Below are 20,774 nucleotides of genomic sequence, written 5' to 3'. Positions count from 1 at the left end.
CGTTACAACGCTTATCTAAGCCGCGCTTTCGTCGAAAAAACAATCAACGAGCCAGTTTATGGTGCGCACGGGAGAAGTGGCCGGCACTGAATGCGCCGACAATAGACAGTTCGCCTGCCAGGCACAAACCAGCCACAACCTCTGCCAGTGCCCGTGCATTCCCCTTTCCGGCCAGGCCGAGAATATCCAGACAGGCTTTCTGACTCGGCAGTCCGGTGCCACCACCCACCGTACCCACCATAATATTCGGCAGGGTGACACAAGCGTATAAGCCACCCTGTGCATTCACTTCCATTCTGGTAATGCCGACGGCTGATTCGGCAACACAGGCAGCATCCTGACCACTGGCAATATAGAGCGCAGCTAATGCATTGGCATAGTGCGCATTAACGCCGATTCCGCCGCTGAGTGTCGCGCCTAACGTCGTCATGTGGCCAAACTCCACCATATTCTTTGGCGTGGTGTGCAAATATTTTTTAACCAACGTGGCTGGCAGATGGACTTCAGCGGTCACTTTTTTACCGCGCACACTGCGCAGAACGTGACTGTTTGCTTTCTTATCACCGGAGAGATTGCCGTCCAGAAACGCCTGCTGCGGACTGACCGGAGCATGCGCCAGAATGAATTCAAACACCGCGTTGGTAGCAATCGTGACCATATTCTGGCCGGATGCATCGCCGGTGGTGTACTCAAACACCAAATAGACGTGATTGCCTTCAATCGAAACGTTGATGTCATGCAGGCGGCCATGTTGAGTGGTGGACTGTGCAATCGACTTAAATTGGTCGTATTGGGTAGTAATCCAGGCGACAAATTGTCCGGCTTCGGCCAGGTTATAGAAGGAAAAAACCGGTGTTCGGGTTATTCCTTCATTGAGCAGCATCGCGCTCACCCCGCCCGCTGCGGTAATCAGGCGGCATCCACGGTGATAGGAGGCAACCAAAGCGGCTTCTGTGGTGGCAAGAGGAATCGCATAATCACCATTGGCGTGTAAGCCGTTGATCCGCAGTGGTCCGGCTATACCGACCGGCACTTTTACCGTGCCGATAAAGTGTTCAATGTTCTTCTCGTAACGCGCCATATTTTGTGCCGTCTGGGGATCAAGCAGGTGATCTCTGGCGTGACGGATATCTATTTGCTGCCAACGCTTTTGTACTTGCTTGTGGTTCAGCGCTGCGCTAAGAGGTAAAGACGTGGTGGGAGTGAGCTTGGGGTCAAGGGCGGCACTAAACTGTTCGTTCGTCAGCGCAGGGTGAAGATCAAGTGGGGCATCGTGACGAAGCGAGTTTAATTTAGGCATGGCGATTAGAGAGCATCAGTCAAAATTGGACTGCATTGTACCGCTGACAGGAACAAACTCAATGTTTTGTCACAGCCGGTGACAAATTAATACCGGAGGAGAGTCAATGCTTAAATTAAACGCTGATATCAAGCAGGCTGCCGATCATATCCTGATCGCGCTGTAAAACATGAGTCCCAATTCGGTTGTATTGTTGAGCCTGATTGAGCTGCACCAATGCATCGACGTTGTCAGGAGCCGGCTGAGGTTTATCCAATTCCACTTTATTGAAGGCAAGGGCATCGTTGTTGGTATTGGCAGGGTTGACAACTTGGTTACGCTGAATGTCACGCGCAGCATCGTCAGCCATCTTTGAAGATTGCTGAATAATCGAATAACCGGGTTGTACGGATGACACTGACATAGGCGTTCCTCTCTGCTGATCGCAGCGTATGGTGATAAATTAACCAATGCAAGCATTTTGAGAACATCACGTTGACATCTGTTGCTGCCTGTCAACTGAGCAGGCTTGAAACCGATAGCTTTTCAAAACAGAAGTGCGTTTTCTAAATCATCAGTTGGCTTTCTAAAGCAGCAGAGGAGTATAAAACCTGACGCTTAGGAAAACAGACTGACGATTGCGTCCATCTCTTCATCAGTTAATATCGTCGCCGGCTCATCGCTTAGTGAGTGACGGATTTCACCTTGTAAAGATTTCAACTGCTGAGGTGTCAGGAGTTTAAGCTGTGATTTAAGTTGTTCAAACTGGATACTGTTCATTGCTGTATTCCGGATAACGGGTCTGTGGTGGCGCAACAATCTTTGGTGTTCTTCTTCCATAATGGTCTTACTCAGGTAAGAACGGCATGAATAAAATTTAGTATTTGCCAGCGGTTTTTTTGTCCGAAATGTGTTAATAAAACGCAAAAAGAGGCCCAGTTTGGCCTCTTTAATAACGGAATATGTTTAATTATGAGTTGGTTATATATTGAGCGGTGAGGTCAGTTAACCCGCACCGCGAACTTGCTGGCAAGTGAATGAAGTTCGGGCAACATGCGATAAATAAGATGCAACTGTTGCAGTACCATACGTGCCGAGCTGTCATCCTCTTCGCGCCATTCTGACAGACGTTTTTCCAGCCCTTCAGAATTAATCGCACTGATGTCGCATTCTCCCTCTCGGGTAAACAGTTGTTGATACAAGACGTCCAGATGTTTATGAATGGCACGGTGCGAGTCGAGTACCAGTTGATGCACGGTTTCATCATCAATCCGGGTACGATGCGCGCCGAGCGCGGAGATATAACTCAGTAACGCATGACTCAGGGTCAGAAAGCGATAGCTCTCATCGGTAGCCGCGCGGTACTTACCCGGTTCAGCCAACATGTTACTCACGGCCGCAGCCAGAGAAGCATCCTGATTGTGTGCGTTGCGCCGGGCGATACGATAGGTCAGGTTGTCTTTCTTACCAATACGGTACTGACCGATAATCTGGTCCAGATATGTCTTATTGGCCTGGATAGTATCAGCCATCACCTTGTGCAGACGCTTTGAGTGCCAGTCCGGTAAGATAAAAGCCACGGCAGCGACCGCTAATCCGCAGCCGATAAGTGTATCGGCCAGACGGGGCAGGACCACCGCAAAACCTTCACCCAGTTGGTTAAAACAAAACAGCACCAGCAGGGTAATAAAGCCGGTCGCATAACCATAGTTGTTAAGACGAAACGCAAAGAACATGACTCCGGAGAAGACAATAAAGACCAATTGGCTTTCCTGAGACGGGAAAAACGTAAGCAGTGGTACCCCGATCAGCAGACCGGCCAGAGTACCTATAATACGAGAGGTCAGTTTTTTACGCGTGGCGGCGTAGTTGGGCTGGCAGACAAACAAAGTCGTCAGCAGGATCCAGTAGCCCCGTTCCAGGCCCAGTCCCTGTAAAATGCCGTAACCGAGAGTTAACGCTATCGACATCCGCACCGCGTGGCGAAACAGCAGCGAATCTTTATTCATATTGGCTTTAATACGCAGCCACATTGATTTGAGTGTATGTGCTTCGGTATCGTCCAGTTCATCGTCTTCCGGTTTGCTCACGTCCGGGTTGCTCACGTTACTTAACTGGCGTTCAACGGTGGCAAGGTTATTGAACAGATAACCGAGCTGTGCAAGCAGCATTTTCCATTCCGGTTGTTTTTGCTGCTGAAGATAGGTCAGTGAAAGCTGAAGTTCATCCAAGGCCAGTACCGAGTCACTGGCGTGCTCATAGTGAGCACCGATACGAATGGAGTGAGCAATGTCGCGACAGGCTTTGGCCTGAGTCTCGAGAAGATGTTTGAAGCGGAACATGACGTCTGTACGGCCAAAATGGTCTGCCAGCTCCTGATAGCGATAGTGGGTGGAGCTGACCCGTTCATGAATATCCTGGGCAACAAAATAAATTTTCAGAAAGCGGTCGCTGGCACCGTCAACGTGGCCTCGCTTGGAGCGGGTCAGGAAAGTCGCTTTACACTGATTCAAGGCACTGACGGTCGATGCGTTGAGGTTCGCTTCGGTAATGCGGTGCGGTTGTGGCGCCAGGTTCGACACCGGATGAAACAGTTTGGATTTGGCATCAAGGTAGTTGGCTAACTGGACAAATACATTCGCCAGATCCTGCTGCACCGGCTGAGTTGGCCACAGTGCGTGCCAGAGCATAGAAACCAGGTAATACCAGGCAGAACCGCTCAGCAACAGTAAAGGCTGGAACCAGATGTTGGTGCTTTGGTCTGCGCCGAGCATGGCATAAATGGCGATCAGCAGAGAGCCGAACGCAATGCTGGCGTAACGGGCTCCCATTGCGCCGAGCATGGTAAAGCCAAACGTTGAAATAAACAGGCCGAGCGCAAACAATGGCGGTGTGTCGAACAGAATTTCAATTGAGAAAGAGGCTACAGCAAAACAGACAAATGTCAGCGAAATGGCTTTCAAGCGTCCGGTAAAGCTATCATCACGTTCTGCCAATGCAGCGGCGATCACGCCAAGGATCAGCGGCGTGACCCAGGTATTGAGGTTGTAATGCCAGGCCGGAATGACAACACCGAGTAAGGTGACCAGAATCAGGACACTGTAGTTGATGGTTTTGTTGGCCCAGTAAAGACGAAGTTGATTGGTTAACTGCACTGTTGATCTACACGCCAGACGGAAAAGTGAGAGTGTAGCAGAACCCGATGCTAAGAATCTGATCAAAAATAAAAAATCATTAGTTTTGCTGATAATGTGAGACAAAGGCTGAGTGAATTTTGCCCGTGAAGCGGTGAATTGTCCGCCAGACAGGCAGGAACAGAAACCTGGCGGCGTTGCGTGTGGCAACTTTGACATTAATTTTTCATAGCGACAGTGGTTTACGTTATTATGGCCGCAACGAAACAGGTGAGTAAATATCCATGCAGCTAAGTGCAAAAAAGTCTGCACAATTTTTTATTTCTAACGAATATCATCAGGTAAAACTGGAGGACGAACTGGTTGTTCTCTCGTCCCATCTGAGTGAAGAGCGGATCCCGTTTAATATCTGGAATGGTCAGATCAAAGTCCATCGCGGTTTGCTGTGGGGCGCTTTACAGTTTTTCGCCCATGAAGAGCAAGGGATCCAGCGTTCATGGATGGTGCAGGGGCTGCCCTGGCCCGATTGCCGTCATTTTGCTCATCAGTTGGTCAATTTGTATCAGCAATGGCACAACCGTCAGTGCCAGATGCTGGGTGAATACTTACCTGACTGGCAGCAGAAACTGACTCAGTTGCAGCGCTTACCTTCATTTCTGCCGCATTCGGCAGTGGATAACTGGGTCACCAGTGTATTTGATGATCTGGCTAAAATAGGGATGACGTTAGAAGAAGCTCATCAGCGCCTGCCTGAACATATTGAAAAACTGGTGCCTTGGTTACTCGACACCACACAGTCGCTGACCGAGCGTAATCACGATTGGATCGAAACCGAACGTCGCAACTGGGAAGTCCTGTTTTCGACGCTGGAATCTTCTGCGCTTAACTTGTCCCAGCAACAGGCGGTGTTGCTCAATGATGATCATAACCTGGTGCTGGCCGGAGCCGGCTCCGGTAAAACCAGTGTTCTCACCGCGCGAGTTGCCTATCTGCTGCAGAGCCATTTGGCTCGTGCAGAACAGATTTTGCTGGTTGCCTTTGGCCGCGATGCCGCTAAGGAAATGGAAGCGCGACTGAGTGATAAAATTGGTCTGGCGGCCGAGCAGGCGCGGGTCAATACCTTCCACCAGTTAGGGCTTTACATTCTTAACCGGGTTGAAACCGAAAGCGTGGTGATATCTCCGATCGTTTTGGACGACAAGCTGAAAAAGGCGTGGTGTATTGACTGGTTAAAACGTCACTGGATGACTCCGACCAACTTTAAACGTTGGCAAAAACACCTCACTAAATGGCCGATTGCTTATTTGGCAGGTGACGATGAACTGGGCAGCCATGTTGAGAATCCTAAATTGATTGCCTGGCTGGAGCGTCAGCTGGATCAACTGGCTCAATTGAGTCTGTCGAAAAAAGAGATCCAGCAACAGTTGGTCGAACATCCTGATTACACGCGACTTAACAGCGAACTGGCACTGACCTGGCCGTGTTACCAGGCTTGGCAGCAGATGCTGAAAGAGACCAATCATATCGATTTCAACCTGATGATCAGTCGCGCCACTGACTACGTGAAGAAAGGTAAATTCGTCTGTCCGTGGAAATTTATCATGATCGATGAGTACCAGGATATTTCACCACCCCGGCTGGCGTTGATTCAGGCGTTGTGTGAACAGAATGCCGATCAAACCAATCTGTTTGCTGTCGGTGATGACTGGCAGTCTATTTACCAGTTTGCCGGTTCGGATGTGGACTTAACGACGGACTTTTCCGCCCGTTTCCCACACTCAACGGTACATTATCTCGATACGACCTATCGTTTTAACGATCAGATAGGTTCGGTAGCGAATCAGTTCGTTCAGCAGAATCCACATCAGTTACCGAAGACGCTTAACAGCTTTAAGACCCAGAAACAAAAGGCGGTCTATCTGGCACCGAGCAGTAACGTGGAGAAGATCCTGGATCAGCTTAATCGTCAGGCCAATGGTATCAAGAGCGTGCTGTTACTGGGACGCAATCATTACCATAAACCTGAGTTACTGCATGACTGGCAGAATCGCTACCTGTCACTCAAAATGGAATTCATGACCTGCCATGCCAGTAAGGGTAAAGAAGCGGATTACGTTATTGTCCTGGCGGTCGATGAAGGTCAGTTCCCGGCCAGGGTTAAAGCCATACATCTTGATGGCGCGTTAACGCAATCGGCGCACGATTTTGCCTATGCAGAGGAGCGACGTCTGTTCTATGTTGCGATGACCCGGGCCAAAGAAAAAGTGTGGGTCACGTTTAACGGCAGTGGCTCGACATTTGCGCAGGAGTTAGCAGACGGAAACTATGCAGTTGTTAAGCAAAAATAATCCTGGTATCGATATGAGTAACCAAGGAAGCACTTTGCTAGCAAGGAACTACTTTGTTCGTCAGGAACCACTTTGTTGGTAAAGAACGATTTTGTGAGTAAGGAAGCATTTTATGAGTAAGGCACTGATTTTAGTCGATGTTCAAAATGATTTTTCCCCCAGTGGAGCATTACCGGTGCCGCTAGGTGATCAAATCGTACCGGTCATCAACCAACTGATCCCTCATTTTGAGCATGTGATTGCAACCAAAGACTGGCACCCGGCCGGACACGCCAGTTTTGCTTCTGTTCAGGGTAAGCAACCTGGAGACGTGATTGATTTAAAAGGGATCAGTCAAATTATGTGGCCCGATCATTGTGTGCAGTTTTCACACGGCGCAGAATTTATTGCCGGCTTAAACAGTGAGGCGATTACACACACGGTTGTGAAGGGGACCAATCCGGCTATCGACAGTTATAGCGGCTTTTTTGATAATCAGCGTTTGCAAAGTACAGGTCTGAGTGACTACCTCGCTGAGCAGGGAATCGATGAAGTGTATGTTGTCGGTCTGGCGACCGATTATTGTGTCAAGTTCACTGCATTAGATGCGGTCTCGCTGGGTCTTCGTACCTGGGTGTTCAAAGATGCATGCCGGGGCGTCAATATTGCCCCGCAAGATAGCGACGATGCTTTTCAGGCTATGCAGGATGCCGGCTGTGAAGTGATTTCATCGTCGGTATTCTTGGCGCAGCAGATGTAGCCAGCGAAGACGATAGATGAATCTCTGTTGCTCGCAGCCAGAATACAACAAAGCCGTTGGGCAGCTTTGTTGTATCTGCAGGTGACTGGTGTATCTGCAGGTGACTGTTGTATCTGCAAGGCGACTGTGGCATCAGCGCTCAGGCAGAGCCGGTACAGGATTTAATCGCCACTGATTTGGTAGTGTCTGGCGACATTGGCGGTGATTTTTCCCCATGGTGAGGCTTTGGCCCTGGCTTGATGCTGTTCAAAGGCGTTACGGTCGACAAACTCCTCATACACATCAAAACGATTTGGATTGCCTGGCGTGGGTGTGACATCAAACACCAGACATCCGCTTTCGGCAAGGGTCAGGCACTTATGTTCTGCTAATGCTTGTTTTACTGCGGCTAAATCTTCATTCTCAACCACAATATAGCCGCTTAAAGTCACCTTACCCATTTAAATTCCTTGTGGTTAGGTTCAGATACGTTCAGCCAGGTAAGCCTGATAATCCGGGATCTCAATATCGACATCCTGCGCCATTAACTCTGAATTAAACAGAAACTTAGCGGTCGCACGGTTAGTCGCAACCGGAATGTTCCACACGCTGGCGATGCGCAGTAGAGCTTTGACATCCGGATCATGCGGGACGGCGTTGAGTGGATCCCAGAAGAAAATCAGGACATCAATTTTACCTTCAGAAATCAGAGCACCGATCTGCTGATCACCGCCCATCGGGCCACTGATCATACTGGTAATTTCAAGGCCGGTTTCTTTGCTCAGCATATGGCCGGTTGTACCGGTTGCGTACAAGGCATGATGTTCCAGCTTGTTTTGGTTCTCTTTCACCCAGCGCAGCAGTTCGCCTTTGTAGTTATCGTGAGCAACCAGAGCCACATGCTTGCGCTGTGACATAGTACGCGTGGTCTTTTTCATTGATGACCTTCCTAATGTTTGATACGTCTGTTATTAAACTCAGATGTTAATAACCAAAATGGTTTGCCTATTCAATGGCTTTTATCAAAAAAGGTGCGCTTGAGGTGGTCACAGATAACGAATTCAATATTCCGCGCCCGTTCCGGGCACGAAATGATGGCTATAGCACAATGGCTGACCACGCCAGCAGGGCATGCGCGAGATAGTAACTCACCAGCACCGCCTGACGAGTGAGGAGCGTCGAAGTTAAGAAACGGTTTCTGGCCCACATTAAATCACACAACAGCAGCATGAAAGCACCCATGATAGCGAGGTTGGCCGATGTCGACTGGCTGCTGAGCCAATACTCGGCGCTCGAAGAACCCAAAGTTGCAATCACTACCAGATAGATCAGAACCGGTACCATCAAGCGCTCCAGATTGGGCAGCAGCAGGAGGAACGTCAGGATACCGAGTGCAAAAATGACCACAGGGATCCACCAGGTCACCGAGCCGACCATGCTGATAAATCCTATCACATAGCAGACGTGGGCGAGTAAATAACCGGCGGAGGCGAGTCGGCTGGTATCTCCTGTCAGGGAGATAACACTGTCAGCCAAGGCGAAGACCAGCAGACCGCTGCTGACCCATAACGCTAATGGGGTACGGGTGGCTGAGCTGAATAAAATGGCCGTTGCCATCAGCAGCAGTGGCAGTGGTTTAGTCAGTGAACACAACCAGCGTGGCCCACGCTCGTCAGAAAACAGTTGAATACAGGATACGATCAGAATACTTGGCCACATAAATATTTCCCGGTTAAGACACGGCGCGAATAAGCACATGAATAATAACAGGAATACAATTATCAGAGTAGAGCTATTGCGTCATGGTCGTGCAAAGGGTGACCGAACACTCAGCGGGAAAAATGGGGAAACACGTTTGTCCCCAAAACAGTGGACTTGGAACCGGATACGGATCGTAAAATTAAAGTGTGCATAATAATATTCACTTTACGGCTATTGAAGCTTGATTTGTGCAATTAAATTGCCTGATTCTATATTTTGTGGCAGATTGGAGGCCGTTTATTTAGGGAGTGAGTGGTAATCTATGACTGAACTGGCAGAGCTGATGCAAAGGTATGTAGAGCAGTACTCGTTGTCTGATCTGGAAGGGGCCATTCAAACCGATATTCCCGGCGTGCATTTTTACCGCAGTGAGAAGGGTAACCCACGTCAGCCTTTTGTTTACCAGTCCGGTATTATCATTTTGGGGCAGGGTCACAAAGATATTCATATCGGGAGTAATGCTGTGCATTACGGACCCAATGACTATCTGGTGGTTGGGGTGCCCATGCCGCTCGAGTGCGAGGCGCTCGTTGAACCTGGCAAGCCTTTGCTCGGACTGAGTATCGATATTGATCACTCTATCTTGCTGAAACAGATCGATTTACTCGAACAGGCCGAATTTACGCCGCTACAACAATGTAAAGCCAATCCGTGTGGTATTCAGGCGGTAGCGATGAATACTGAGATGCAGAGCAGTTGCAAGCGAATCATGCAGGCTCTGATTGATGGTCTTGAAGCTCAGGTTTTGGGTACGTCTTTGTTAGAAGAGATGATCTTCAGGGCATTGACCAGTTGTGAAGGGCACGTGCTGTTTGAACTGGCTTACCATGAGGGCCATTACGCCCGGATAGCGAAAGCATTGAGTAAGGTTCATCGGGATTATGCTCAACCGCTGACGGTGCAGGCTTTGGCTGAAGAGGCCAATATGAGTATTTCAGCCTTTCATCAGGCGTTTCGACGGGTCACAATGGAATCACCGTTGCAGTATCTGAAAAAGGTTCGCCTCAATAAAGCCAAAGAGCTTATCCATATTGAAGGGAAACGGGTGAATGATGCTGCGCATTTGGTGGGCTACACCAGTACTTCACAGTTTTCCCGTGAGTACAAACGTCATTTCAATGAAACGCCTCGCGGCATACAAGCCGCCTAAAAGAGGAATAAAATTGGTTCAGATTTACTCTTTTCGTGCACTATCTAAAACGAGATACTAAAACTCCCCCGTACAAGTCACTGGTCAGCGAAAGTCGGTAACTTTCTGTTTGATAGTAAGTTTCTTGATAGTAACTATCGGTTGGCTGGTAACTATTGATTTGAAGGCAAGTTACGACTCGCTTTTAGATTGCGACTTATGTTCAAGCCAGGCGTTACCTAGTGCTTTGTAGACAAGTGCCTTGGACACAAAAAGCATCGTTATGCTTCTGATGTATTTACCCGTATTCATGTTGAATACGGGTTTTTTTATCTGTTCCTTTTTTGGGACGAGATCTAAATAGTCCCTTAAGGCTCACCTTTCTTAAAGAAATAAATGATTGTGTTGACTATATTGTCATTATGGTTCCTGCCGTACGCTGCTCCGATGAATAGAGGATGGTCAGCATAGCAGTGAAGGTATAAGCATGGTTTGTCCACACTTTCAGGGATGGGTTCCCCGATTAGGAGGGGAGATGGCTAAATATAGATATGCATTACCCCAGCTTCAAGGTGGATTTTTTATGACTGATGGTGGCCTGGAAACGACGCTGATCTATCTGGAACATTTTGATTTACCTGTATTTGCCGCTTTTGTTTTGCTGCAAAATGAACAGGGAGAACGAGCCTTAAGACGCTATTATGCCTCTTACGCCAAGATAGCCCGACGCAATGATGTCGGTTTAATTTTGGAAACGGCGACCTGGCGGGCCAATCCGGAGTACGCTGGACGTCTGGGATACAGTCTTGCACAGCTTGAAACGGAAATACGCAAAGCCGTCAGTTTGTTACTTGATATTCGTCAGGAGTATGAATCGCCGCACACTCCGGTGGTGATCAGTGGTTGTCTCGGTCCCCGTGGGGATGGTTACATCGCACAGCAACGGATGACCGCTCAGGAAGCCGATGATTATCACGATTTTCAAATCCACAGTTTTACCACCGCAGCTGCGGATTTGGTTACCGCGCTGACGCTCACTTATGCCGAGGAAGCGATTGGCATCTCTATGGCGGCCAGGCGGCACGCCATGCCGGTGGTGATTTCGTTTACAGTTGAAACTGATGGCCGTCTGCCGTCAGGTCAACCGTTAGGTGAAGCGATTTGTCAGGTTGAACTCGATACCGATGCTTATCCGTCGTACTACATGATCAATTGCGCTCATCCAAGTCATTTCAGGGCCGCCGTCAGTGGTGGTGAACCTTGGGTTAGGCGCATACATGGCCTTAGGGCCAATGCCTCCGCACTGAGTCACACTGAATTGGAACAGTGTACCAAGCTGGACGATGGTAATCCGCACCAGCTCAGCCTTGACTACACACAGCTGCTCAGTAAGTCAATGCGCCACGTTAACATTGTCGGGGGGTGTTGTGGTACCGACACCCGTCACTTAGAGCGAATTGTCGCAAGCTGTTTACCCGTTTACCGTCAAGGAAAGAATGATAAACCGTTAAATAGTTAAATAGTTAAATAGTTAAATAGTTAAACAGTTAAATAGTTAAACAGTTAAACAGTTAAACAGTTAACTGGGGAATCGTGGAAATGGCTTCGCAGTGATTAAGAGGCACTGAGTGTTACGTGTTATACCTATAGGCAGAGTAGGGCAGATGGGGCGGCGGTGAAGAGGAATCACCTTGCGTGACTCCTCTCGACTGATGGCCGGTTACCATTTTAGTAACAGCGGCGATTCGTGGGTTCAGAACTGGTAGCTTTCCGGAACGACCACTATGCCTTTTTCGGAAATACGGAAACGTTTCGCATCTTCAATCGGATTCAGTCCGATCTGGGTATGCGGCGGAATTTTTACGTGTTTGTCGATAATACAATTGACCAACTGGCAACCGTCACCGACTTCAACATCGTCAAACAGAATACAATCAACAATGGTTGCACTATCGTTGATACGTACGCCGGATGAAATGACCGAGTGTTGCACGGAACCACCAGAGTTGACTACGCCGTTGGCGATGATGGAGTTGATGAAAATGCCCTCATTACCTGTGGCGGAGGAGACGGTCCGGGCTGGTGGCAACTGCGGTTCATAAGTACGAATCGCCCAGTTTTTCTGGTACAGATTCATTGGCGGAACAGGTTCCAGCAGATCCATATTGGCTTCATAGAACGAATCTATGGTACCCACATCGCGCCAGTAGTTATCTTTGGCAACCCGACCTTTTTCGTCACCAAACTGATAAGCGTAGACGTTATTGTCAGGGATCAGTTTCGGGATGATGTCTTTACCAAAATCATGACTGGAAGCATCATTTTCCGCATCTTCTTTCAGCACTTGTTGTAACACAGCCATATCGAAGATATAGATCCCCATGGATGCCAGACTCCGGTCAGGCCGGTTTGGCATAGATGGCGGATCGCTCGGTTTTTCAATGAATGACGTGATACGGTGTTCGTCATCAATCGCCATGACACCAAACGCTTTTGCTTCTTCGCGTGCAACATCCATACAGGCAATAGTCAGTGCCGCGCCTTTTTCACGGTGCTCATCCAGCATCGCGGCATAGTCCATGCGATAGATATGATCGCCGGACAGAACAACGACGTGTTTGGCATCGCTGCGCGACAGTAACCACATGTTGTGGAACAGGGCGTCGGCCGTCCCTTCGTACCATTTACCACCTTTACGCATTTGTGGGGGGACCACAGTGATGAATTCGCCCAATTCAGGATTGAATATGGACCAGCCATCGCGTAAATGCTTTTGTAACGAGTGCGATTTGTATTGCGTCAACACCAAGATGCGACGTAACCCGGAATGCAGACAGTTGGTAAGTGTAAAATCGATAATACGGTATTTACCGCCAAATGGTACGGCAGGTTTAGCGCGGTCATCGGTTAGCGGGGATAGTCGCGAGCCGACACCACCGGCAAGCACGACTGCTAAGGTATCTTGCATCTTATTTCTCCCTAAATATGTGCAATTCATAACCATCTTAGAGAGTAGTACAAGTTTCACGCCAATATTGAAAACACTGTCGAATATGGGCTTTGGGTTACATAAGTTCTCACTAATGCACTAGTTTGATGCAATATTGTGATTTTATATGCATCAACTTGGTGCTCAGGCAAAATGCACCATTTCTGTGCTGGTGAGCACCGAGACCAAATTGCGTCCCGATGCTTTTGATTCATAAAGGGCCAGATCGGCTCTCTGATAGACATCGCCGGTAGATTCCGTCACATCTGTAATCCCGCTGCTGATAGAAAGCTCGCCTTTGTACTGGTCAAAAATCGCGACCCGCAGGCGGTTCAACACTTTATCGGCCTCTTCGAGCGAAGTGTGGGGCATTATGATGGCAAACTCTTCACCACCAATGCGTGAGATAAAATCCGATTCGCGCAGTTCGGTGCGCAGGCAAACGGCAACATTACGGAGAATCTCATCACCGCGAGCGTGGCCAAACCTATCGTTAATCCGTTTGAAGTGATCAATATCAACGATAGCCAGGCAAGAATGTTCCTGCTCGGGATAACGTTTGACCCGCATACATTCGGATGAGAACTCCTGATCAAATTTACGTCGGTTCCAGATCCCCGTCAGGCCGTCTTTTTCACTTTGATCGCGCAGCAGGTTTTCCAGTTCTTTACGTTGGCTGATATCAACGAAGGAAGCGACATAAAACTGGATTATACCGTCATCATCGAGAATAGTCTGGATACGCAGGATTTCAGTGATTTCATGGCCGTCACGATGCCGGTTAACGACTTCACCTTCCCAGGAGCCATCTTCCTGCAAAGACTTCCACATATTGAGATAGAATTCTTGGTTATGTTTACCCGAGGCAAAGATAGACGGTTGTTTACCCTTAACTTCATCAAATGAATAGCCGCTTTGGTTGGTGAATTCACTGTTCACTTTGATGATGCGGTTGTTCTTGTCGGTAATCAAGACCGCAGACATACCATTCATCGCGGCGCGGGCGAGCTTACTTTCGATACTGTTTTTGTGATGATTACGATTCCAGCAGATGCATCCTAATGCGATTAAGGTGATCACAAAGAACATGGCATACATTTGCCACAACAAGCGGTTTTTGCTGCTGCGGATAAGTGGCTGTAATGCCTGAACGTCAAAGCTTTCCAGCAGAATCAACGGCTGAACGTTTGCTAACGTCTGGCTCTGTGAAATCGTAACAAAACTGAACCACTGATCCTTAGTAAACAGTGTTCCCTGCTGCGAACTTTCAATGTGTTGCCATAACTCTGGCATTGTAAGGGCCAGGTTGGTTGCCGGGAAGACTTCAATGTTCTGATGGTTGTCTAACGTCATCAAAACATCGCCACGACTATTGAGTAGGCTGGGCAAACCGGCTGATGGATCATCGGTTCCGAGCATTTGCTGATAGATGTATTCCAGGCTGACTTCAGCGACCAGGTAACCAGCCCGTTCACCGTTAGAGTCTATCGGTGTCACGAAATGCAAAACGGGTTGTTTTGAAGTTGCGGTCAGAGCGTGAAACTGATTGCCGCCGACCACCACGATTTGCCCTGATTTAAGGTGTTGTGCCGTCAGGAACTCATCGTACTGGCTACGGTTGATTAACCCCGTATCGGTTATGGCTACCGCCATCCCCCGGATATAATCAACACGTATGGTTTCTTGTCCTGTGCGGTCAATAAAACTCAGGCTGGAATAGCCTCCCAGAGTACGGGCCACCAATAACCAAAAGTCCTGCACGGCCTCGATATTGAATTCATTCGGATTACTGACCGCCCGGTGAAAAAGGCTGTTGTTGGTCAGAGTGGTAAAGGTTTTGTAAGCTTCGTTGAGTGAAGACACCAGTTCACGCTTGCTAAAGTCGAGCTTCACTCTCTGTTTTTGTTCCTCCAATGCCAAAGCCTGCCCTTCAAGCTTGGTAAATTCCTGAGCGAAATAAAGTGCCGGCACAAATCCGATGATGAACAAGACGAGTACGAATTGACCGATGTATTTGGTGAACGTTGACGGCATAGCAACTTAACTAAAAAATGACTGCGACAGTATAGCGTTTCATAATGAGATGTCGCTTCCAAAATTTCCGGTTCGTGCGTTAGTTCAAACTAAAGTATGTCGTATTCTTGAGCTGGTGTTTGACCGTAGCTCTAACGAAGCAGGGAGTTGCAGGAAATATGGGGAAACACCATTCAATACGTGTACGCTCGAAGGGATAAACAATAAGATAAAGTTAATCAATCGAATGGAGATTCGGGATTTACAATGTAAACCCTAGTTTTCCTAAGGGCTGGAGGTGATCTCGGTCAGAGCAGATAAGGCGGAAATCTCATAGTCGTAGTAATTTTGCATCGTTTGCAAAGAACGACGCAGAACATCGAGTGAGCCTTTCAGCTCCTGGTTTGATTTCAAATAGAGCTCAGCTGAAAAGTAATTGCTCATCAGCCCTTCATTTTTACATTTTTCTCCCAGCTGAAACCACTGCTCGGTTTGCATGACGATATATTTTGGCGTCTCATCGAGTAAAAACAGCAGGTTGATCACATCTCTGCTCGCCTTCTGCGCGCTTTCTAGCTGCATGGCGATTTTAGTGCGAATGTCATGTCGATTGCTGTCCCAGAGAAATTGCAGTTCACTTTGGGTAAATTCCTGATGCAGAAAAACCGCGTGTTGGAAGTTAGGTAGCCACAGGTTGTATTGGGAGGCGAGTAAATTGTAACGCTGGTCTAAAGTTTGTTGAGAACTGAGTGCTTTATTCCATTCTTGTTCGTTACACTGCACCGCATGACTTTGCTGCGGTAAAGTCATGTAAATAACGGCCGTTATAATCAATAAGCATGCTCGCTTTCCGGTCATGGTGATAGGTCATTAGTGAGTGTTAATTTAGTATAGATTAGGATAAATGAGCGCTGTGTCACATTTATTCTGGTTGAGACACGGAGCCTCTGCATCAATGAAAAAAATACTGATGATTGTGATGTTGCTGTTGGGACTGGGTGGTGCCGGCGCGGGTTATTACCTGTTCTATTATCAACCGATGCATGAGCAGGCAGAGGCGGCCAAAGCCGGACAGAAAGATACGCCAGCCCCCCAGGAGACGGAATCACAACCTGGTCAGCCTGATGTGCCTAAGCCGGAGGTGATGGATTACTTCGTGGAATTGCCGAAATTAGGGGTACGTGAAGCACCGAATGAAGACGCGTTTGTTGAACGCTGGATGTATCGGGGCGATAAAGTACATCTGTACGAAAAGAAAGATGGCTGGGGACGGGTGAGTCAGTACTTCGTTTACCAGGAAGGCGGCCCTGAGATTGCTGAATGGCTCCCTTTGTCGGGTCTCAGTGAGCAGGCGCCGGTCATCACCGCAGACGAACGTAACAAAACCCTGGCTGCTTATATCGCCAAATCAGATGACTTGCTTGAGTTTGAAAGTATTTTTTTACAAAAGACCGATCAATTGCTGAAAGAGGGCACTTGCGACCCGGATGATTTTGCCGAACTGGGTGGCTGGGTGCGCTCGGTGAAGTTTCAGAATCGCGATGTGTATTTCATATACTGCGGTGGCTTAAGTCAGGCTGATAAGATCTATCTCAATGTCCAGACTGGAGAGATCTTCTATAACGCCCAGTAGCATTAATAGTACCCAGCAGAAGTTCGGGTATCCAATAGCATTTATAGCGTTCAATCGAGTAGCTCCGAGCTGCCGCTCAGTCGTCGATATGACCTTGTGACCAGCCAATGGTCGATACAAAAAGAGAGTGGCTCTGGAGCGCACCGGGTTCTAAAACGATTTGAACCGGTAACATCTCTGCAGGGATTGCAACAGCCTCCCAATGGCAAGCAGGTGACAAGCATACGATCACCAGACGGCTTGAATCGACAGTGATAGACTAAGTGACATTGTCACGTCATTCCGCACTAAAATTTATCTTCTTACACCTTACCTCATGAAATTCTCCCGGTTTGATACTGTTTGCCCGGGCTTAGCGTGGGGGCAGGTACAAATGTCTTAATCATGGGCCGTTTGTGCGTTGAGCATAACCAGGTTTAGGGGCTGTACAGGGCATTGCACAAATTTACTGCAGATTAACAACCAAAACATGCACTAAAACAATGCACGAATATCATGTTTACTGATGTGGTAATTATCTGTGTTTGTTTGAATTGAGCTTAGGTTTTGGTTTGAGTGCCTTTTTTCTGTGCTTGTCATTCATAAATTTTTCTGATAATTGCCTTGCTTCGAGTAGAGAACTTCCATTTTATCATTAGTTTATACTAATTTAGTTATTATTATACATTGAGATAGGGTGAGATCTTACCAATACATTGGTGGGGTATTTAAATATTATCAATATCAAACATGTTATATTAATATTTAAAACATAAATGAATTTATTATTTAATGATAAAATAAATTTTTAATATGCAATGGTTAATTAATTTATAATGTTTAAATTAATTTAACTCATAAATCACCAATAAAGTGCAAAAATATTTTCCCTTTCACCATGAAAGTGCAATCGGCTTGTCATGAATTGGTGTGCAACAAATCTATAAATTAATGTTCCCGGTAACTTATTGATATTTATCAAGATTGATGAAACGTGAATTGAATCAAAGAAAGTCTTGTTAATCAATGTCTTATGCCATTTTTGTTAAGAGTAAAATCTAAGTAAATTGTTTAAAATCAGTAATTTATATTATGTATAACAAATAATTAACATTTCACCCTCAGTGAGATGTTAGTCAAAAATATGACAAAAGGCACCGATTTAATTTGAATTGTCACAAAGTAGGTTTAATTTAAATAAGGAGCGCACGAAAAATTCTTTGCAAAGGAATAAAAGATTAAATTATCGATAATGGTTTAGCTCTGGCTTAAATTATGGATGAAAAAAGCATAAAACCTGCTAACTCTTTTGAATGGAGTCATAAATGAAAAAAGTCGCGTTGATTACTGGGTCTAAAGGTGGAATTGGTTCCGCTATCTCTTCTGCACTGGTTGCTGATGGCTATCGAGTCATCGCTACCTATTACACCGGCGCATATGATTGCGCATTGGATTGGTTCAAGGAAAAGCAATTTACCGAAGAGCAGGTTCGTCTGTTTGAGCTAGACGTTACTAATACGGAAGAGTGCGCCGAGCGCTTGGAAAAATTGCTCGAGGAGGAAGGTACCGTTGATGTCATTGTTAATAACGCAGGCATCACCCGCGACGGTATGTTCAAGAAAATGACAGCTGCGGCATGGAAGGATGTCATCGAAACGAATTTGAATAGTGTGTTTAACGTGACTCAACCGCTGTTTGCTGCGATGTGCGAAAAAGGCGGTGGCCGCGTCATTAACATCTCGTCAGTGAATGGCTTGAAAGGCCAGCTCGGGCAAACCAACTATTCTGCTGCGAAAGCGGGCATGATTGGCTTCTCAAAAGCACTGGCTGCTGAAGGAGCTCGTAGTGGTGTCACTGTCAATGTGGTAGCTCCGGGATATACCGCGACTCCAATGGTTGAGCAGATGCGTGCTGAAGTTCTCGAATCCATTGTTCAACAAGTTCCGATGCAACGTCTTGCGAAGCCGGAAGAGATTGCAGCAGCAGTGAGCTTTTTAGCCAGTGATGCCGGTGCATACATCACGGGCGAGACTCTGTCGGTCAACGGCGGCTTATACATGCAGTAAGGGAGTATGCAGGATGGAAAAAGTATTTATTGTTGCGGCTAAACGTAGCCCGATTGGCGCTTTTGGCGGCTCATTGAAAGACGTTCCGGCCGGTAAACTGGCGGCAGAAGTAGTGAAAGGTGCTTTGCTGGCAGGCAACGTGGACCCGGCTCAGGTAGACGAAGTGATTATGGGTAACGTAATCAGTGCCGGTCAGGGCATGGGGGTCGGTCGTCAGGCGGCATTATATGCGGGTATTCCCGAATCAGTACCTGCGTATGGCGTTAACATGGTGTGTGGTAGTGGTATGAAATCGGTGATGGATGCCGTGGCCCACATTCGTGCCGGAGATGCCTCAGTGGTTGTGGCGGCCGGCGTAGAAGTGATGTCGCAAATTCCTTTCGCCTCTCCGAGTTCGCTGCGTGACGGCAATAAAATGGGCAACTTTGAAATGAAAGATCTGCTCATCGCCGACGGCCTGACCGATGTATTTAATCAATACCACATGGGTGTAACGGCCGAGAATATTGCGGCTCAGTTTGAGTTATCCCGTGAAGAGCAGGACAGTTTTGCCCTGAGTAGTCAGCAGAAAGCGGTTGCTGCGATTGAAGCCGGTAAATTCACAGACGAAATTGTACCGATTGAAGTGAAGCAGCGCCGCGAAACGGTGACCTTCTCTGTTGATGAATATCCCAAATCGGGAACGACTCTGGAGCGTCTGCAATCACTCCGTCCGGCCTTTAACAAGGAAGGGACGGTTACAGCGGGCAACGCTTCCGGTATTAACGATGGTGCCAGTGCCATCATCGTCGCTTCTCAGTCCGCCGTTGAAGCTTATGGTTTAACGCCTTTGGCGGAAATCATCGGATATGCACAAACCGGTATTGACCCGAGTGTCATGGGCCTGGGGCCGGTGAATGCGGTCACGCAGGCACTGGAAAAAGCGGAACTTGACATTGATCAGGTTGAATTGTTTGAGCTCAACGAAGCGTTCGCTGCACAAGCATTGGGCGTTGTGCACGGATTATGTGCTGAACATAACGTCACGCCAGAGTCGATTCTCGATAAGGCTAACGTGAATGGCGGCGCTATCGCTCTGGGGCATCCTCTGGGCGCCTCTGGTAACCGCATTATGGTTACATTGATTCATGAACTTAAGCGCCGTGGTCAGGATTACGGCGTGGCCTCACTGTGTGTCGGTGGTGGCCTGGGAACTGCAGTGGTTATTAAAGCAGCTAAGTAACTCCTCAGATAACGATTTATCTTGGAGAACTCGGCGGTTTGAAAGGCAGTGCAAAAGTTTTAGAGCAAATTGAGAATTTATTTCATTCACTAGGAGATACAATATGTATACGGATTTTTTCAAAACTTTCACGGATCAAACTGAAAAAACATTAGAACCTTATGTGAAGTTCAACAAACTGGTTGCTAAAAACGTTGAAGTTCTGACTGAACTGCAACTGAACTCAATTCGCACTTACAGCGAGCTGGGTCTGGCGCAAATGAAAGCAGCCAGCGATGTTAAAGACGTGGCATCTATGACAGCGTTCAGCTCTCAACAATTGGGTGTGCTGACTAAACTGTCTCAACAAATGATGGACGACAGCACCAAGCTGCAGTCAGTTGCCAAAGAATTTAAAGAAGACATCGACAAACTTGCTTCAGAAAATCTTAAGTCAGTGACTCCTGCGTAACACTGTGCTTTGCGCCGCCTACGGGCGGCGTTTTTTCTGTTTTAAGGAGTAA

18 protein-coding genes are annotated in these 20,774 nt (G+C 47.6%); 8 read left to right on the top strand and 10 right to left on the bottom strand.

Going from position 1 to position 20,774, the window contains the following annotated elements:
• Positions 1-43: 43 nt before the first annotated feature.
• The 4 genes from J0X00_RS05845 to yccS form a co-directional block, all read right to left on the bottom strand.
• Positions 44-1,300, bottom strand: a complete 1,257-nt coding sequence (locus J0X00_RS05845) for a hydroxymethylglutaryl-CoA reductase (RefSeq protein ID WP_282476608.1) — start codon at positions 1,298-1,300, stop codon at positions 44-46.
• 115 nt (positions 1,301-1,415) lie between these two features.
• Positions 1,416-1,703: a hypothetical protein gene (locus tag J0X00_RS05840; RefSeq protein WP_282476607.1), complete on the bottom strand. Its 288-nt coding sequence runs from the start codon at positions 1,701-1,703 to the stop codon at positions 1,416-1,418.
• 194 nt (positions 1,704-1,897) lie between these two features.
• On the bottom strand, positions 1,898-2,119 hold the full coding sequence (locus J0X00_RS05835; RefSeq protein WP_218562140.1) for a hypothetical protein: 222 nt from the start codon (positions 2,117-2,119) through the stop codon (positions 1,898-1,900).
• A 161-nt stretch (positions 2,120-2,280) separates the two neighbouring features.
• Positions 2,281-4,434 carry a YccS family putative transporter gene (gene yccS / locus J0X00_RS05830; RefSeq protein WP_136487672.1) on the bottom strand — a complete coding sequence of 718 codons (2,154 nt, stop codon included), beginning with the start codon at positions 4,432-4,434 and terminating at the stop codon, positions 2,281-2,283.
• A 263-nt stretch (positions 4,435-4,697) separates the two neighbouring features.
• Here yccS and helD point away from each other — a divergent pair, with 263 nt between their 5' ends.
• Together helD and pncA are read left to right on the top strand one after the other, a co-directional pair.
• Positions 4,698-6,761, top strand: coding sequence for a DNA helicase IV (gene helD, locus J0X00_RS05825; protein WP_282476606.1), 2,064 nt, complete (start codon positions 4,698-4,700; stop codon positions 6,759-6,761).
• A gap of 112 nt (positions 6,762-6,873) precedes the next feature.
• A complete protein-coding gene (gene pncA, locus J0X00_RS05820) occupies positions 6,874-7,500 on the top strand; it encodes a bifunctional nicotinamidase/pyrazinamidase (protein ID WP_282476605.1) in 627 nt (208 codons plus the stop codon).
• A 161-nt stretch (positions 7,501-7,661) separates the two neighbouring features.
• Here the strand turns inward: pncA and J0X00_RS05815 are convergent, their stop codons facing one another.
• From J0X00_RS05815 to J0X00_RS05805, 3 genes are all read right to left on the bottom strand, one after another.
• Positions 7,662-7,940 (bottom strand): antibiotic biosynthesis monooxygenase, encoded by a 279-nt coding sequence (locus J0X00_RS05815; RefSeq protein WP_136487675.1) that lies wholly within the window; start codon positions 7,938-7,940, stop codon positions 7,662-7,664.
• Positions 7,941-7,961: 21 nt separating this feature from the next.
• Complete coding sequence (locus tag J0X00_RS05810) at positions 7,962-8,417, bottom strand: methylglyoxal synthase (protein WP_136487676.1); 456 nt, start codon at positions 8,415-8,417, stop codon at positions 7,962-7,964.
• 160 nt (positions 8,418-8,577) lie between these two features.
• Positions 8,578-9,198: a lysoplasmalogenase gene (locus J0X00_RS05805; RefSeq protein ID WP_282476604.1), complete on the bottom strand. Its 621-nt coding sequence runs from the start codon at positions 9,196-9,198 to the stop codon at positions 8,578-8,580.
• 304 nt (positions 9,199-9,502) lie between these two features.
• Between J0X00_RS05805 and J0X00_RS05800 the strand changes: the two genes are divergently transcribed.
• Both J0X00_RS05800 and J0X00_RS05795 read left to right on the top strand, forming a co-directional pair.
• Positions 9,503-10,390 (top strand): AraC family transcriptional regulator, encoded by an 888-nt coding sequence (locus J0X00_RS05800; protein ID WP_282476603.1) that lies wholly within the window; start codon positions 9,503-9,505, stop codon positions 10,388-10,390.
• A gap of 514 nt (positions 10,391-10,904) precedes the next feature.
• Complete coding sequence (locus tag J0X00_RS05795) at positions 10,905-11,888, top strand: homocysteine S-methyltransferase family protein (RefSeq protein WP_282476602.1); 984 nt, start codon at positions 10,905-10,907, stop codon at positions 11,886-11,888.
• 234 nt (positions 11,889-12,122) lie between these two features.
• Here J0X00_RS05795 and glgC read toward each other — a convergent pair whose 3' ends face one another.
• The 3 genes from glgC to J0X00_RS05780 all read right to left on the bottom strand — a co-directional run bounded on the left by glgC (position 12,123) and on the right by J0X00_RS05780 (position 16,229).
• Positions 12,123-13,367 carry a glucose-1-phosphate adenylyltransferase gene (gene glgC, locus J0X00_RS05790; RefSeq protein WP_256611817.1) on the bottom strand — a complete coding sequence of 415 codons (1,245 nt, stop codon included), beginning with the start codon at positions 13,365-13,367 and terminating at the stop codon, positions 12,123-12,125.
• 135 nt (positions 13,368-13,502) lie between these two features.
• The gene (locus J0X00_RS05785) at positions 13,503-15,392 is read right to left on the bottom strand and encodes a diguanylate cyclase (RefSeq protein ID WP_282476601.1); all 1,890 of its coding nucleotides are present in this window, start codon (positions 15,390-15,392) and stop codon (positions 13,503-13,505) included.
• Positions 15,393-15,656: 264 nt separating this feature from the next.
• A complete protein-coding gene (locus J0X00_RS05780; protein ID WP_136487682.1) occupies positions 15,657-16,229 on the bottom strand; it encodes a hypothetical protein in 573 nt (190 codons plus the stop codon).
• A gap of 97 nt (positions 16,230-16,326) precedes the next feature.
• Here J0X00_RS05780 and J0X00_RS05775 point away from each other — a divergent pair, with 97 nt between their 5' ends.
• The 4 genes from J0X00_RS05775 (at position 16,327) to J0X00_RS05760 (ending at position 20,722) form a co-directional block, all read left to right on the top strand.
• Positions 16,327-17,004, top strand: a complete 678-nt coding sequence (locus J0X00_RS05775; protein WP_136487683.1) for a hypothetical protein — start codon at positions 16,327-16,329, stop codon at positions 17,002-17,004.
• A gap of 1,304 nt (positions 17,005-18,308) precedes the next feature.
• Positions 18,309-19,049, top strand: a complete 741-nt coding sequence (locus tag J0X00_RS05770; RefSeq protein WP_136487684.1) for an SDR family oxidoreductase — start codon at positions 18,309-18,311, stop codon at positions 19,047-19,049.
• A gap of 13 nt (positions 19,050-19,062) precedes the next feature.
• Positions 19,063-20,271 carry an acetyl-CoA C-acetyltransferase gene (locus J0X00_RS05765; protein WP_282476600.1) on the top strand — a complete coding sequence of 403 codons (1,209 nt, stop codon included), beginning with the start codon at positions 19,063-19,065 and terminating at the stop codon, positions 20,269-20,271.
• A gap of 103 nt (positions 20,272-20,374) precedes the next feature.
• The gene (locus J0X00_RS05760) at positions 20,375-20,722 is read left to right on the top strand and encodes a phasin family protein (RefSeq protein WP_136487686.1); all 348 of its coding nucleotides are present in this window, start codon (positions 20,375-20,377) and stop codon (positions 20,720-20,722) included.
• Positions 20,723-20,774: the final 52 nt, after the last annotated feature.

It is taken from the genome of Vibrio sp. ABG19 (assembly GCF_029962385.1).
Lineage (GTDB): Bacteria > Pseudomonadota > Gammaproteobacteria > Enterobacterales > Vibrionaceae > Vibrio > Vibrio ostreae.
Note: the sequence above shows the minus strand (reverse complement) of the source record. Positions and strands in the feature narration are given on the sequence as shown.